Genomic DNA, 14,991 nt, shown 5'->3' with positions numbered 1-14,991 from the left:
CCTGGTCAGCGTAGTGGCCGGTGCGGCCTCTCGGCCGGTCTCATGTCCCACCGCCGGCGGCGATGCTCTTCTGCGGCGGTATCCGGTCGAGCTTGTTCCGGACGTACGACGACATCTTCTCGTCCAGCTGCACGTGGAGTTGGGTGTGCCCGCAGGCCGCGCAGATATAGGCGTCGAACACCGGCTGCCTCGACCCGAACTTGCCCGCTCCCGTCCGCCGGAGCCCGGCCTGCGCCACGTACTCGCCCCGGTACACCTCGCCGCCGCCGCACACCCCGCAGCGTCCGTAGCGCATGTCCCCATCAGTCATGGGGAGGAGCCTAGATCCTGCCGTGTCCGGCTCGCCGGGCCTGCCCCGGGCTCACACCGCCGAGGTGCGCTCACACCGCCGAGGTGCGCCGCCACAGCTCGACGAGCGAGGCATCCCCCGTCACGTCCAGGTCTTCATAGCGCCCCCGGTTCCACAGGGCGCGGTACAACATGGGCGACGGGCCGCTGACGGTGCAGTCGGCCGATACATCGCCGACGTCGGCCGGTTGCTCCACCCGCAGCGGCCCGGACGAAAGGCGGAGCAGCCATGCGCGCGGCTGCCCGGGGTCCAGGCCGTCACCGGTCGCCTGCACGAGCAGGGAACGCGGTTGTTCCGTACGCACCTTGCTACGGGGCCGGACGTGGAATCCCGTCAGGAGCTCATCGATCCCGTCCTGGGCGAACCGAGCGGTGAACTCCCTCGGCCGGACCCCCAGTGCGCTCTCCGCGTCCAGACGGTGAATCGCGGTCTCGTGGGCCTGGCGCCTGGCCCAGAAGGCCAGCGGCGTCGGCGCGGGGAGGAACGTCCAGCACTCCAGGTCCGCGGGGGCCGTGGTGAGCCGGTTCAGCAGTTCCCGGTGCCCGTGGCGGAACCAGTCCGCGAGGGACCCGTCGTCGTCGGGAGCGCAGATCTCGACGGGACGGCGTTCGGCCTGCCCGTCGAGATAACCGACGGCCCAGCGGTGGACGCTTCCGGTGTGTGCGACGAGGTCACGGACCCGCCACTCGGGACAGGTGGGCACCATGGCGTCCCACCCGGAGCGTGCCGAGCAGTCGATCAGATCCTCGCCGTCCTGGCGGAGCGCTTCGACGAAGCCGGCGATTTCCACGGGCGTGCACCTTCCTCGGTCACTGATCGGTGATCCCCGCTGCACAGGACAGTAGGCGTACGTATCCACTCCATGGCAAGGGGCCGACCGGGCGCGGAAATCCGGTGGCCCGGTCCATGCGGACAGTGAAACGGTCCGGGGATGCCGGGCGCGACCGAATTGCCAGAGTCCTCCGAGTCGTTCGACTCTTTCGAGTCCTTCGACGGAACCGTCATCGGCTGCCGGCGTACCGGATCCGGTCCGCCGGTCGTCATGCTTCACGGTTCCGGCGGCGGGCTGCACTCCTGGCAGCCGGTGGCCGAACGGCTCGCGGACCGCTTCGAACTGTGGCTGCCGGCCCGGCGCGGGTACGCCCCGAGCGGGCCGGGCCCGTCGGCCAAGCGCTTCGCCGACGAAGTGGGGGACCTCAGGGCACTGATCGACAGGATCGGCGGCCCCGTGCACCTGGCCGGCATGTCGTACGGCGCGACCGTCGCCCTGCACGCCGCGGCGGCCCGACTCCCGCTCCGCTCCCTCGTGTTGTGGGAACCGCCGCTCTATGCGGCGGGCGAGAAACTGCTCCCGGTCCTGTCCCGGTACGAGCAACTTACCGCGCAGCGCGACCGGCGGCGGGCCGACCGGCTGCTGGCGGAGGAGGTGGCCCGTATCCCGGCCGCGCTGCTGGACTCGATGGACGCGGGCGAGCCGACGGAGCCGACCGAGCCGACCGGCAACGAGCCCGCCGACGCGCCCGGTTGGCGTGGGGACCTGGAAGCGATGGCCGCCGACACGGCGGACGTGCGCCGCTGGTCCGCCGTCACCACGCCAACGTTCCTGATGCGTGGAGCCGACACCTGGCAGCCGATGCCGAAAACCCTCGACCACCTCGCAACGACCCTGCCCCACGTCACCCTCGCAACGTTCCCCGCCCAAACGCACTTCGCCCCGTCGGCGATCCCCGAAGAGATCGCATCGGCGATCGCCGACTTCTTGCTGCGGTCGTGAAGTTCGGGGCACGCGGCCGACCGCCGTGCTCCGCGAATGCGATACGGCCTCGCCGTACGACCCCTTGCACCGCGGCCGGAAGGTCCCCGGGGATCAATCCTTCGCCGACAGCCCATGGCGGCGAAGGAAGGTGTCGACGAGACGATCGGTGAAGTCCTGGCCGACGGACTGGCCGGTCACCAGCACGCGGTAGTAGACGGGTCCCATGAGCTGGTCGGTCTCAGCCGTCAGATCCAAGTCCGGCGGCAACTCCCCCCGCTCCACGGCCCGTTCCATCGGGAGACGGTCGCGGCGGCGCTGCTCGTCGAGGTATCTGGACCGGAAGTCCCGGGCGAACTCCGGATCGTGCTGAGCCTGGGCGATGAGCGCCTTGAAGACGGCGCCGGAATCGGACGCCCCGAGGAACGACGCCAGTCGGCGAAGATAACCGCGCAGGTCGAGGGCGATGTCACGGTCGTCGGGCGGAGTGAGGTCCTCTGCCGCGTCCTGGAGGAAGGCGTCCATGAGGACGTCGGTCTTGGTGCTCCACCAGCGGTAGACGGTCTGCTTGGCGACACCTGCCCGCTTCGCGATGCCCTCCATCGTGACGCCCGCGAAGCCCTTCTCGACCAGCAGGTCGTCGGCGGCGTTCAGCACCGCCAGTCGTGCGAGCTCGCTGCGTCCGTGCCGGTTGCCGTGGTGACGCGGTGCCGATCGGCGGGTGCTGTCCGTCTCGGCGCTGTGTGTCGCAGGTGCCATCTCGCCTCCCTGGCATCAGCCTATCCGCGTCCCTGGAGCGGGATTTCTAGACAAGACGCAACGGTGCGTCTACTCTAAACCCATGGCACTTACCCACACCCTTGCCGACCCCCGGGTCGAGTCCGCGATCAGCAGGATGTTCGAGCTGGCCGAGCAGGACGACGTCAACGCCGCACACTTCGGGCCGGATCCGGCCTCCGTAGGCTCCGCGCCGAGAACTCCGCAGGAACTCGCTGACGCCGCTGCGGCGATCTACATGCCGATATCCGCGGAGGGCGGGAAGCTCCTCTACAACCTGATCCGTGCCGTCCGCCCGGCCACGGTCATCGAGTTCGGCATGTCCTTCGGAATCTCCACGCTCTATCTGGCGGCCGCAGTGCGGGACAACGGCACCGGGCGCGTCCTCACCACGGAAATGAGCAGGAAGAAGATCACGGCTGCCCGACAGACCTTCGCGGACACAGGACTTGACGACCTGATCACCGTGCTTGAAGGGGACGCCCGGGAGACTCTCGCCGCCGTCGAAGGCCCCGTGGAACTCGTCCTTCTCGACGGCTGGAAGGACCTGTGTCTGCCCGTGCTGCGGCTACTCGAACCGATCCTGCGCCCGGGCGCGCTCGTCGTGGCCGACGACGTCGACCAAGGCGAAGGCGAGGGTGCACTGCGTCCTTACCTCGACTACGTACGCGACCCCGCGAACGGCTATCAGAACGTGACCTTCCCCGTCGAAGACGGCATGGAGATCAGCTGCCGCCTCTGAGCCGTGCGACAGAACCTCTCTGCCAGGGGGACGCCGCCCAACTGGAGCGGGTCACGGGAATCGAACTCGGCAAAGTGCACTGAGCTACGGACATGGCCGCATGCACATCACTGGAAGAGGTCCTGCCTCGGCCGGTGTTGAGCGAAATACTCCGTCACTTCCGGCACGCATCACCAACGCCGCCGACAGACTCTCTCGGACACCTGATTCCCGTCGAATATGAAACCGTCATGACCAAGCCAGCACTCTTCACGCCGCGTGACCGAACGCGTCACCCAAGCCTGTAGCAGACCCCACACGAGCGGTGGGGATGCGGTGACGGATTACGGAGCGTCGACGGTCAGCGTTTGCGTACAAGCGTGATTCCGTCGCGCACCGGCAGCATGACCGACTCCACTCGGTCATCACCCGCGATGAATTCGTTCAACTGACGCACAGCGACGTGGTCCTGCTCCTGGTAGGCGGGATCGAAGACACGGCCGCCGAGGAAGACGTTGTCCAGGACGACCAGACCACCGGGGCGCAGTCGTGCGACTGTCTCTTCGTAGTAGGCAGGGTAGTTGGCCTTGTCCGCGTCGATGAAGGCGATGTCGATGAGCGGTTCGACCGGTAGAGAGCGCAAGGTCTCGACGGCCGGGCCGAGCCTGAGGTCGATCCGGCCGGCCACGCCCGCACGTTCCCAGGATGGGCGGCCGATCAAGGTCCACTGGTCGCTGACGTCGCAGGTGATCAGACTGCCGCCATCGGCCATGCCACGAGCGATGCACAGGGTGGAGTAGCCGGTGAAGGTGCCCACCTCCACGGCGAACCGGGCGTCCACCAAGCGAGTCAGCATCGTCAGCAGCGCTCCCTCGTCGTGGGCGACCTGCATCCTCGACGCGTTCCCGGTGGCCTCCCGTGTCCTGGTGGCCAGTTCCTGGAGTACATCGTCGGGCGGCGTGCAGTGGGACAGCAGGTAGTCGCCGACCACTGTGTCGAGGATCTCCAGATCCCCGCCCGCGGCCGGCGCGGTCCAGTCGACGCTCAGATGCTCCTGCGTGGCGAAGCGCACCAGGTGCCGAGCGACCACGTTCTGGACCCGGGCCAGGCCCTCCGCGTCCGCAGCGCCAGCGATCAGGCTGAGCCCGTCCGGTGTGGCGGCGAGGGCACAGGTTCCGGAGCCGAGAGCGACGGTGCCCCGGCCGTCACCCCTCAGCCGGGTGGTGGCCCTGTGGCCTAGATGAGAGACAAGTTGCTTGAGGTAACGCATGGGGCGATCGGTGATGACCAGGGCCGTCGACAGGGGCATCGCTAGTCCTTCCAGGTAAGCGTTGAAGATAATCAACACTTGGCTGCGAGTGAGTCTGTTGCCCCACTGAGTCGCTTGTCAAAGCGTCGAGTTGTATGGACACTTGCGGCCATGTCAGACGACCAGGCCGAGCCGCTGGCGCTCCGGTCCCCCGAGCAGTTCAAGGCGCTCGGTCACCCCGTCCGCCATCGCATCGTGAACGTCCTGCGCCAGCGGCCAGCGACGCTGCGTCAGTTGTCAACGGCGCTGGGGCTGGCCAAGGGAACCGTCGGCTACCACGTGCGGGTGCTGTGTGAAGCCGACCTGATCCACCTGAAGCAAACCCGGCAGGTACGCGGCGGTACAGAGCAGTACTTCGCACTGGTCAGCCACGACTTCACCTTCCACGAAGACGCCCACAACGGTCCCCAGTTCCTCATCAACGCCGCGCTCGGGGAGATGCTGCCCGCCCGCCCAGGCCAGGCCGAGCACACCGCGTTGCGCCACCTCTGGCTGTCCCAGGAGCAGGCTCACGCCCTCGCCGCCCGGCTGGGCGAGCAGGAGGCTGAACCGCACGCGGCCGATGGCACACACCGCGAGCCCTACGGCCTTCTCGTCAGCCTGTTCCCTGCCGACATCCCCACCCTGGAAGACGACACCATCGCCCCCGGCGAAGGGGCCTGACCTGTCCACCGACCCCAACATCAGCGGTGGCGGCTCACACGTCATCCGCCAAGCCGAACTGCCGGGGACGCTGGGTCGGTTCCACGGCTTCAGCTCAAGACCGGAAAGTTGGGAGACAACAAACAAGGCCCGGGTCTGTGACCTGGGCCCACTTCCTCGTGGCGCGGGTGGCGGGAATCGAATCCGCGTCGTGACCGCTGACGACCCCGGTTCTCTGCCTGTTCCGGCGCACGTCCGGCACGCACCTGGCATGGCTGGCTGCACTCCGTGGACCTACGAGCTCCTGTCCACGTGGGGTCCGAGGTCGTGGAGGATACGGCCGAGTTGGTCGGGGCTGAGGGGTGGTGCGGGAAGCGGTCGCGCGGCTTGGGCGCGGAGGCTGTCGAGGAGGAGCGCGAGGTAGCGGCGCCATGCGTCGGGAATGACGGCAGCGGATGCCGGCACGACCCTGCCGAGCGCGGCCAGAGCGAACAGGAGGTCCTCGGCCACGATGTCACCGCGCATGGTGCCCTGTTGCTGGGCGCGCGAGATCAGGATGTCGATCGTCTCGCGGTTGTGGACGTGGAGCGCATCGAGGGAAGCGACACCCTGGATGCCCGTGGTCATCAGGTCATTGGCTGCCCTGTTCGCTGCCAGCCCTGCGAAGATCTCCTCCAGATAGCCCGTCAGCCCGGCCCACGCGTCGGCGCTGGTGCGCGCTTCTTCGCCCATGCGCCGGGTCTCTGCCAAGAGATCGTGGAAGACCGACTCGACCAGGGCGGCCCGGTCCGGGAAGTGCCGGTACAGCGTGGCATTGCCGACTCCGGCACGGCGCGCGATCTCGTCGAGCGGAGCCTCGAGCCCCGACGCCGCGAACACTTCGAGCGCGGCGGCAAGTAGCGCTTCCCGGTTGCGTTGTGCGTCGCGGCGCAGGGTCACCGGACTTCCTCGCCGACCGTCATCTGCACTCCAACTTTTGAACCATGGAACCGTGGACCACTCCCCGGTTGTGATGTTAGCGTCAACCTAACCGGGGAGTGCTCCCCGGTTAGGGGGGAAGGTGGGCGTGACGGAGACGGCACTGGTATTCGGAGGGGGCGGACTGACCGCATACGCGTGGGAGGTCGGCGTGCTGGCAGGGCTGGCACAGGCCAGTGTGGATCTCAGCGGCGCCCACCTGCTCGCCGGTACGTCGGCCGGCGCGCTGCTTGCGGTGCAGCTGGCCGCAGGAGCAGCGCCGGCCGACCTGTACCGGGAGCAGATCAACCGCGAACGGCCGGTACTGGAAGTGGACTTCACGCTCGCCATGACTTTCAGGTACTTGTGGGCGGCGCTCGGTTCACGTGATCCGCGCACTGTGGTCATGCGGCTGGGCAGGCTGGCGCAGACCGTACGCGACGTGCCGGAGACAGAGGTCCTCGACGCGATCGGTTCCCAACTGCCCGTCCTCGACTGGCCGAAGAGGCCGCTGCGGCTCTTCGCGGTGGATGCGCTCACCGGCAATCCGACCGGCTTCAGTGCCGACAGCGGAGTCGATCTCGTACGGGCCATGGCGGCCACCTGCGCACTGCCCCCGCTGTACCCGCCGATCACGATCGGAGACGGACGCTGGATGGACGGCGGCGTACGCTCCACGACCAACGCCGACTTGGTGCCCGGCTGCCGGAAGGTCGTCGTGCTGGCGCCCATCCCCAAGGGACCTGGGGCAAGTCCGAGCGCCGCGGACCAGGTGCTCACCCTGGAGACGGGCGGAGCCCGGACCGCCTTGCTGACCCCGGACAAAGCAGCCCGCCGCGCGTTCGGCCGCAATCCTCTCGACGCGTCCCGCATCCCTGGCGCGGCCCAGGCAGGACTGCGCCAAGCCACCGCAAACGCCGAGCGCATCCACGCGATTTGGCACAGCTGACCTACCAACAGTTCGCAGTGGACGACGACAGAAAGAGCTGCTGGAGCCGGACTCCGACTGGTGCGAACCGAGCGAGACAGGACAGAGACCCACCGGGAGATCTATCCGGCGGGGGGAGAGAGGTTAGAGGTCGCCCACGCCGTTCGACCGGCGACGCCCGTATCTCTCAGCGGTAGCCTGAGAAGTTGCACGGAGTGCCTGCTCGATGATCTGCCTGTGCGCCTGCTCACGCTCACGCGTTCTTGCAAGCATCTGCTTGATGTGACCAGCCATGAGCAGCGCGAGTCCCACGATTACGGCCATCGCATCGAAGACGGCAAGCCACACCCATGAGGGCGACTTGGGAAGGCCCAGCCAGTACAGGGTGGCCAACTCCGCGACGGACATGTACGCGAAAACGACCAGCCAAGCTTTCGCCATCCAACGCCACAACTCCACTGACGGCATCCGTGCAGTCAGAGCTTCAGCGGCGTTACTGAATTCCTCATCAACCTCCTCAGGAGGAAACAGCTCCCCTAGCTGGGTTCCGTGCACCCTTGCTGCAGCCCGCACGAAGGCTTCTGCGGAGGGCTGGATCTTGAGCTCCTCTTCCAACTCGTACGACTTCTTGTGGAACTGATGGAGGTCCACCACTCCAACAAGCATGATCACCGGTAAGAGAGAGACCACCGCCGTAGCGAATTCTTCGGTGATCGTAAAACCCGAGAGCCCCATCCATCCCCCTTGTCCCCGATGCTTCAACCATGACGCTCCCGAGGGAAACACGCTCGCGAAACGTCGCTCCAACCGCTGCCGTAGGTGGGCATCGCACCGCTGGTCGCCACTGGCAGCCCCACCTCCCGCGCCGATGTGATCCGAGCGAGAAAAGCACAGAGAGAAGCGCCACAAGATCCATCTAGTTGTGCGGAGGTGGTGCGAGGTGCCTGAATCGCTCTGGACAACAAGCAAGGCCCAGGTTTTCGACCTGGGCCTTCGTCGTGGAGCGGGTGACGGGAATCGAACCCGCGCGCTGAGCTCGGGAATCACCGGGTGATCGGGCCTGAACAAGTGTGCTGAGCTGCGTAGATGGCCACTGAAAGCCCACTGGTGGAGTACTGGTCGTGACCGGTGTTGACCGGGGTTCTCTGCCTGTTCTGGCACGCACCTGGCGCGGTTCCCCGGCAGTGGAGGTGCTCTCAAGCCACCGCCCTCCGCGTCAGCCCCACCGGTGCGGGCTCGGTGTGCCCGGGGACTACGACTTCGCTCGCGGCTTCTGGTCAGGGGCACCGTCCGGGAGGCGTGGGCTCGAACACTTCAGCACCGTGGAGCTGACGTAGCGGGCCGTGTCCGCCGCGAGCTCTGCGGCGCCCTTGGCCAGCTCGGAGCGGCCCGAATCGGCGCTGTCGGGGTCGTCTAGCTGGACTACTTCGACCGATACGCCGAGGCCGCTGTTCTTTGAGGTGCGCTTCTTCGGGTGTCGGCAATCAAAGGCGAGCACGGCGTCGTTGGATGTCGTATACCCCTTGGCCGGACCCAGTTCGAGTCGTTGCTTCGGTTGAGCCGGGAAGAAATTCTTGTAGCGCTCGAAGAGGTCATCGACGGATCGAGGTTCCGCTCTGACGAGAGTGGTCACCAAGGTGGATGTGTCCTTCCCCTTCTTGGTGATCCGGACATCGCAGCCTCTCTCGGTATTCCCCTTGGTGCCGTCAATCCCGTCGATGCCCCCGTGCTTGGAGGGGATCATCTCGGTGCTCAGGTAGGGGCCTGGGTGCATCTCGCGCAACACCCTTGTGCTGATTCCGGTTTCACAGAGGGAACCCTTCAGATGCCCCCTCCGTACGGATTCGGAATCGTCTCCTTTTCCGGATGAGCAGGAGGTGACAAGCAGACAGCCAGCCGTCGCGGCGATCATTGCTGCGCGTATGGCTCCGATTTGCCGCAAGCCGATCAACCCCTACTGTGAACGCCGGCAGCGGCGGAGCCGAAGGTTTGGCGGGCCTCGTCCGTCACGTGGGTTCCCATCTTCTCTGCCTGGTCTGCGCTGTAGCCATGCGCCTGAGCCGACCTCTGAACAACGGAATTGAGTGCATCTTCGTGGGCATCTGCGCCGGAGGCGTAGGTCTCGACGGCGCGAAGTTTCCCTCGGCCGTGTTGTCACGGCTGATGTGCTGGACGACGAACTGGCTGAGTTCGTCGTAACCGATGCTCGTCGCGGCACCCGCGGCCGGTGAGGCGATGCCCGCCCCGTAAATGCAGTCGCTACCGGACTTCACGTGTGCCGGAGGTCGGTCGCCCCCGAAAGCTTCTCCGGGGCAACACACTTGAGCAGGTGCTCGTTGAGATAACGGGCAATGCGCACCGCGAACGTGGCGCTGGTGGTCGTGATGAGGCGCTCGCGCTTGCCCGTGATGCCTGGCTCGTCCGGAGTGAAGTCGACCGTGACCCTGACGCCCCGTTCCTGGTTCTTGCGCTCGTCGCAGGTGAAGGCCACGGCGGCTCCTTCCGGTCCGGAGACACCCGCGATTTCTCCGGACCGAACAGTGTCCAGCACCGGGAAACCGAACTTCCGGGAACTGGCAACGAGTTGGTCCGCAGAGTCGTGATCGGACACCGTTGCGTCGATGTTCACGTTGGTGTTCTTTTCGGCACCGTTGCTGGCGTAGGTGAGCCACACGACGCACTGACCCGACTTCTTCCCACGCTTCAGAGCGTTCAGCGAATCGCGCGAGGAATACTGCTGAAAAGCTTCACTGTACGGCCCCGGGAACATCTCCTTGATCGGCGCGGTGGACAGCTGGGTGTCGCACAACCTTGGGGCGAGCACGGTCCTTCTCGCGCTCGGTTCCTTCTCGGAACTGCATCCCGCCGCACCCAGAACGAGAAGAACCACCGCTGTTACGGATATGGTCCTGCGAGTCTTCATTTGTCTCCGCTCAGCTACGACTTGCGGCACCTTGGGCGCCGGCCGCGAAGGTCTGGTTGGCTTCCTTGGCGGCAGTGTTCCCGAGGGCGGTGGCATCCGCTTCACTCATCCCGGCTTCTCTGGCGGCTGCGGTCGTGTTGGCCTTGACGGCGTCCATGTGCGACTTCGCACTGTCGGCCCACGTCTCGCGCGCGTCGAAGTCCGCCTCGGCAGTATTGTCCTTCTGTATGTGCTCCATCACGGCGCCGCTGACATCGCTGTAGAGCCAGTCCGCAGCGACACCGCCCGCGGGGGAGGCGATTGTTCCGATGGCGATCCCCGCACCTCTGCCGACCCACTTGTTCACTTCCTGAGTGGTCGCGTTGAAGTCGTCCGCATCGGCGATCTGCTTGTCGTGGACGGCTTCGGCCCGGGCCTCGCTCAGGATGCCGGCGATGTTGGATCCGGGACTTCCGGCCACGGAGATGTCGTCCGACAGGCTGGTGGCAGAGTGAGGATCGTGGTGAGCGATGACATCTTCGACGTGCGCGGCGCTGTAGGCCTGCTGGGCGGCGGTGATGCTCTTGTAGGCCTCCGGATCCTGACCTACCGAGGCGAGGAAGTTGTTGACTTCGCCAGGTCGTAGGTTCACGTCCGCGCCGTTAGTCGGGAGGTCTTCCGACGACCAGGCTTTCTGGAAGTCGCCCATGTAGTTGGCGGTGATGTCGCCGAGGCTGCCCTTGATGGGGGCGAGGCGGCCGTCGCCGTCGATGAGGTCGGCGTTCTCGGAGTCGCCGAGCGTGGTGACGAGTTCGTTCACCAGGTGGGACTGGGCGGGAGTGTGCGGGGGCATGGTCGACCCCTCGTAGTCGTATGCCGCGCCTGTGGTGGCGGATTCCAGGGCGTGGCCGAGGGTGTAGATGCCCTTGGGGTGCTTGTCATCGCCGGTGAAGCCCGCGCCCTCGGGCCAGTGACGGTCCTTCATGAGGTAGTCGAGGTTGTCGACGCTTTCCCCGTTCTGCGTGTGGGTCTTGCCGTCGAGGAATTCCAGCGAGGCGTCCGGGTTGTGCCCCAAGGCGTCCATGTAGCCGGTCATGGGGTCCAGAGCGGGAATGCCGGAGATGCCGACCGTCTTGTTCTGGCCCCAGATGGCGTCCGGGTTCTGCATTCCACCGCCGCCGAGTTGCTTCTCCTTGGCTATGAGCTGCTCGCCGTAGTCCTGGAGGAGGTTGTCGTCCCAGTCGCCCTTGCTCATCAGGCTGCTGGTGAGCTGGTATCCGCTGAAGCCGTACGGGGTTTCGGTGGGGTTGGCGTTGTACTCGCGGTCGGAGGCCTTCAACAGGTCCTGCTCGAACTTGTCCATCTCCGAGGAGTGGACCGTCGTAGCTGTGCCGAGGGTTGAGCCCAGGTTGCCTTGCAGGGACTGGATCCGCTTGCGCTGGGCGTCGCTGAGCTGCGTGCCCTGCGGCGGGTTGATGATCTCGTTGTACTTGTCCAGGGTGTTCTCGGCGCCGGCTTTCTGCGCGAAGCGGGCCGCGAAGTCGGGGTCGCCCTTGTGCGCGGCGAGGAGCTTGTCGAGCTGGTCCAGTTCGGTGCCGGTGAGGCGGCCGTCCTTGTCGATAAGCTTGGCTGCCTGGTCGGCATCCTCCTGGGCCTTGCGCGCCTCGTCGTCCGAGGAATAGCCGGACTTGTTGAAGCCCATGTCGTCCTCGCCGTTGAAGTCTGCCTTCAAGGCGGCTGCGTAGCCCTGGTCGATCTGAGTGGCGTGCTGAAGTATCCCCTTCAGGCGCCGAGCATGTCCCTCCAGCTTCCGACGACGCTCCTCGGCGAAACCGGGCTGCGCCGACGCCGTGGGACTGTCCCATCTCGAGTCGACGTCTTCGATGGCGCCGGTATCGTGAATCTTGAAGTGGTCGGTACCAACGTCCTCTTGGAACGTGCGCAGCTGCTTCTGGGCCGCGGTGAACTCGCCGTGTGCGTCGGAAATCAGCTTGCTCATGCGGGCGGCTTCGGTGCCCGCGGCCTCGTACTGCTTGCTGACTGTGCTCATGCGGCCGAAGGCCTTGGTGGCGGCCTCGCCATGCCACGTCCCCTTGAGACGTTTCACCACCTGCTGCTCGAACTGCTCCCCGATCCCCTGATACTTCTTCTGCATCGACTTCCAAGAGCTCGCGCAGTGCGAGAGCTTGGAGAAGTCCGCCTCGTTCAGATACGCGTAGGACACCATCGCGTCATGACCCCCCGTGGTCGCTCAGCCGAAATCGTCGTACATCGAGCGGTTGCCGCCGCTGTTGGCGTACTTGGCCTTCTCCTCCTGCTCGGCCTTCGTGTAGCCCTTGTGCGTCTCGTGGATGTTGCCGCTGATCTCGCCCAGCAGCCACTTCAGGTGGCCGACCGCATCGCTGAAACGCTCACCCATCGCGACCAGGGCGTCGGCGGATGCCCAAGTGCCGTCGCCGGCGCCACTGTGATTGAAGGTGTACTTGTTCAGCGCCTGCGCTGCTTCGACCGTCTCGTCGATCGGGCCGTTGTCCGCCCGGTCGGTGTCCCCGCGCAACCCCACCAGCGCATCCGCAGCCTGCTTGAGCGCTGCGGTCTCGACTTTCGTCTCCCCCATGCCTGGCCCCCCCATGGCCTCACCGGCCGGACCATGCCCCGGCCGCGCGTGCCCACTGTAGCGGCGTGCCACGCTGCGTGGGCGGGGGTACCTACCTTCCGAGGCGACTTTGGTGTCGGCTGCTTGGAGCGGCGTGGCCAACAAACAAGCCCCAGGTCTTCGACCTGGGGCTTCGCGCTGGAGCGGGTGACGGGAATCGAACCCGCGCTCTGAGCTTGGGAAGCTCATGTTCTACCATTAAACTACACCCGCGAAGGAGCCGTCTGATCGTCGGCTTCGACGCCGATACTCTACCCCATCGTCGACCCCCGCCGCATAGGCCGAGGGGTCTTTTTGCTGCTCCGGGAGGGGGTACGGGCCCTCGGGGCAAGGGAGTTGGGGCGTAGCGTGGGTGGAGGGGAGGCCCGCGGAAGGCTGTCAGTTTGATCCCCTAATGTGGCTTTCGTCGACCACGTACTTGGGGAGAGGAGAGCGATGGGGGCCACCGTCGTTGAGTGTGCCGAGGGGCATGTGTTCACTGCCTCGACGTTCCCGATGCAGAACCTGCGGAGCGGGCGCATCGGTCCAGGGCGGCTGCTGAGGTGTCCGCGGTGTGCGCGGTTGCGGCAGGCGGTGCCGGTGGCCGTACCCGTGCCGGCACCCGGACGGGCTCCCGCGCGGGAATCGGTGCCCGGAGCCCCGGCCGTACCACGTCCGGCCCGTTACGAGCAGTGACCGTACGAGCGGCATCGCAACGAGCGGCAGACGCCGCAAGTAGCAGTCTCCGCGGAAGGGGGCGGGGCGGGCGGTTCGCCCGCCCCGTGGCCGCGGGGGCAGGTGCGATTGGGCCGGCCCCTCGCCGTACGCGTAGTCTCTGGCCGTGCTTCTCTCTGACAAGGACATCCGGGCGGAGATCGACGCCGGCCGGGTGCGGATCGATCCGTACGATCCCGCGATGGTGCAGCCCTCCAGCATCGATGTCCGACTGGACCGCTATTTCCGGGTGTTCGAGAACCACCGGTATCCGCACATCGATCCCGCCGTCGAACAGCCCGATCTGACAAGGCTGATCGAGGCGCAGGGGGACGAGCCCTTCATCCTGCACCCCGGCGAGTTCGCGCTGGCGTCGTCGTACGAAGTGGTCACGCTGCCCGATGACATCGCCTCCCGTCTCGAAGGGAAGAGCTCGCTGGGGCGGCTTGGGCTGCTGACGCATTCGACCGCCGGCTTCATCGATCCGGGCTTCTCCGGGCACGTGACCCTTGAGCTGTCGAACGTGGCGACGCTGCCGATGAAGTTGTGGCCCGGCATGAAGATCGGGCAGTTGTGCATGTTCCGTCTGACGTCGCCCACGGAGAATCCGTACGGGTCGGCGGTGCACGGTTCGCGCTATCAGGGGCAGCGGGGGCCGACGCCCTCGCGTTCGTACATGAACTTCCACCGGACGCAGGTCTGACGGGTCCGGTCCGGTCTGATCGGAACCGAGCAAGAGGGAGGCACGGGCGTGAGCGGTGAAGAGCGGGAGAACCTGACGTATCCGCTGTTCGGTGAGGCCGTACGGGAGTTGGCGCAGGCCGTCGCCGACGACGGGTACGACCCGGACATCATCCTGTCCATCGCGCGTGGTGGCCTCTTCGTCGCGGGCGGGCTCGGCTACGCCCTGGACGTGAAGAACCTGCATGTGATGAACGTCGAGTTCTATACGGGCGTCGGGCAGACGCTCGACATGCCCGTCATGCTGCCGCCGGTGCCGAACGTCGTCGATCTGAGCCAGAAGAAGGTGCTCATCGCGGACGATGTCGCGGACACGGGGCGGACGTTGAAGCTGGTGCAGGACTTCTGCGCCGAGCACGTCGCCGAGGTGCGCAGCGCGGTGATCTACGAGAAGCCGCACTCCGAGGTGAAGTGCGAGTACGTGTGGCGGCGTACGGACCAGTGGATCAACTTCCCCTGGAGCGTGGACCGTCCGGTCGTACGGCGAGACGGACAGGTGCTCGACGCCTGAGACCCGCAAGCCCCCGACTCTCCGCGCGCCCGGCGGTGTTCGTCGGGTCGCG

General features: G+C 66.4%; 16 protein-coding genes and 1 tRNA gene. 6 read left to right on the top strand and 11 right to left on the bottom strand.

The window, feature by feature from the left end; all coding sequences use genetic code 11:
• Positions 1-40: 40 nt before the first annotated feature.
• Together HCC61_RS25375 and HCC61_RS25370 are read right to left on the bottom strand one after the other, a co-directional pair.
• Positions 41-310, bottom strand: a complete 270-nt coding sequence (locus HCC61_RS25375; RefSeq protein ID WP_169139279.1) for a hypothetical protein — start codon at positions 308-310, stop codon at positions 41-43.
• A 70-nt stretch (positions 311-380) separates the two neighbouring features.
• Positions 381-1,139, bottom strand: a complete 759-nt coding sequence (locus tag HCC61_RS25370) for a maleylpyruvate isomerase family mycothiol-dependent enzyme (protein WP_169139277.1) — start codon at positions 1,137-1,139, stop codon at positions 381-383.
• A 141-nt stretch (positions 1,140-1,280) separates the two neighbouring features.
• Between HCC61_RS25370 and HCC61_RS25365 the strand changes: the two genes are divergently transcribed.
• Positions 1,281-2,123, top strand: a complete 843-nt coding sequence (locus HCC61_RS25365) for an alpha/beta hydrolase (protein ID WP_169139275.1) — start codon at positions 1,281-1,283, stop codon at positions 2,121-2,123.
• Between the two features lie 93 nt (positions 2,124-2,216).
• Here the strand turns inward: HCC61_RS25365 and HCC61_RS25360 are convergent, their stop codons facing one another.
• Entirely contained in the window at positions 2,217-2,861 is a 645-nt protein-coding gene (locus HCC61_RS25360) for a TetR/AcrR family transcriptional regulator (RefSeq protein WP_169139273.1), read from the bottom strand.
• A gap of 82 nt (positions 2,862-2,943) precedes the next feature.
• Here HCC61_RS25360 and HCC61_RS25355 point away from each other — a divergent pair, with 82 nt between their 5' ends.
• Entirely contained in the window at positions 2,944-3,621 is a 678-nt protein-coding gene (locus HCC61_RS25355) for a CmcI family methyltransferase (RefSeq protein ID WP_169139271.1), read from the top strand.
• Positions 3,622-3,961: 340 nt separating this feature from the next.
• Here the strand turns inward: HCC61_RS25355 and HCC61_RS25350 are convergent, their stop codons facing one another.
• Positions 3,962-4,909: a DUF2218 domain-containing protein gene (locus HCC61_RS25350; protein ID WP_206323005.1), complete on the bottom strand. Its 948-nt coding sequence runs from the start codon at positions 4,907-4,909 to the stop codon at positions 3,962-3,964.
• 111 nt (positions 4,910-5,020) lie between these two features.
• On the opposite strand from HCC61_RS25350, the gene HCC61_RS25340 reads away from it, so the two are divergent.
• On the top strand, positions 5,021-5,572 hold the full coding sequence (locus HCC61_RS25340; RefSeq protein ID WP_169139269.1) for a winged helix-turn-helix domain-containing protein: 552 nt from the start codon (positions 5,021-5,023) through the stop codon (positions 5,570-5,572).
• Positions 5,573-5,845: 273 nt separating this feature from the next.
• Here the strand turns inward: HCC61_RS25340 and HCC61_RS25335 are convergent, their stop codons facing one another.
• The gene (locus tag HCC61_RS25335) at positions 5,846-6,484 is read right to left on the bottom strand and encodes a TetR/AcrR family transcriptional regulator (RefSeq protein ID WP_169139650.1); all 639 of its coding nucleotides are present in this window, start codon (positions 6,482-6,484) and stop codon (positions 5,846-5,848) included.
• Between the two features lie 133 nt (positions 6,485-6,617).
• Here HCC61_RS25335 and HCC61_RS25330 point away from each other — a divergent pair, with 133 nt between their 5' ends.
• Positions 6,618-7,457 (top strand): patatin-like phospholipase family protein, encoded by an 840-nt coding sequence (locus HCC61_RS25330; RefSeq protein ID WP_169139267.1) that lies wholly within the window; start codon positions 6,618-6,620, stop codon positions 7,455-7,457.
• 123 nt (positions 7,458-7,580) lie between these two features.
• Here the strand turns inward: HCC61_RS25330 and HCC61_RS25325 are convergent, their stop codons facing one another.
• From HCC61_RS25325 to HCC61_RS25300, 6 genes are all read right to left on the bottom strand, one after another.
• Positions 7,581-8,171, bottom strand: a complete 591-nt coding sequence (locus tag HCC61_RS25325) for a hypothetical protein (RefSeq protein WP_169139265.1) — start codon at positions 8,169-8,171, stop codon at positions 7,581-7,583.
• 517 nt (positions 8,172-8,688) lie between these two features.
• Entirely contained in the window at positions 8,689-9,348 is a 660-nt protein-coding gene (locus HCC61_RS25320) for a hypothetical protein (RefSeq protein ID WP_169139263.1), read from the bottom strand.
• Between the two features lie 357 nt (positions 9,349-9,705).
• Positions 9,706-10,326: a hypothetical protein gene (locus HCC61_RS25315; RefSeq protein WP_169139261.1), complete on the bottom strand. Its 621-nt coding sequence runs from the start codon at positions 10,324-10,326 to the stop codon at positions 9,706-9,708.
• A gap of 43 nt (positions 10,327-10,369) precedes the next feature.
• Positions 10,370-12,565: a DUF6571 family protein gene (locus tag HCC61_RS25310; RefSeq protein ID WP_169139259.1), complete on the bottom strand. Its 2,196-nt coding sequence runs from the start codon at positions 12,563-12,565 to the stop codon at positions 10,370-10,372.
• A 24-nt stretch (positions 12,566-12,589) separates the two neighbouring features.
• Complete coding sequence (locus tag HCC61_RS25305; protein WP_169139257.1) at positions 12,590-12,955, bottom strand: hypothetical protein; 366 nt, start codon at positions 12,953-12,955, stop codon at positions 12,590-12,592.
• A gap of 178 nt (positions 12,956-13,133) precedes the next feature.
• Positions 13,134-13,207 (bottom strand) — tRNA-Gly (locus HCC61_RS25300).
• 607 nt (positions 13,208-13,814) lie between these two features.
• Here HCC61_RS25300 and dcd point away from each other — a divergent pair.
• Positions 13,815-14,390, top strand: a complete 576-nt coding sequence (dcd, locus tag HCC61_RS25295) for a dCTP deaminase (protein ID WP_169139254.1) — start codon at positions 13,815-13,817, stop codon at positions 14,388-14,390.
• Positions 14,391-14,438: 48 nt separating this feature from the next.
• Positions 14,439-14,939 (top strand): phosphoribosyltransferase, encoded by a 501-nt coding sequence (locus HCC61_RS25290; protein ID WP_169139252.1) that lies wholly within the window; start codon positions 14,439-14,441, stop codon positions 14,937-14,939.
• The last annotated feature ends 52 nt before the right edge of the window (positions 14,940-14,991 follow it).

The sequence above is a fragment of the Streptomyces sp. HNM0575 genome (genome assembly GCF_012726265.1).
Lineage (GTDB): Bacteria > Actinomycetota > Actinomycetes > Streptomycetales > Streptomycetaceae > Streptomyces.
Note: the sequence above shows the minus strand (reverse complement) of the source record. Positions and strands in the feature narration are given on the sequence as shown.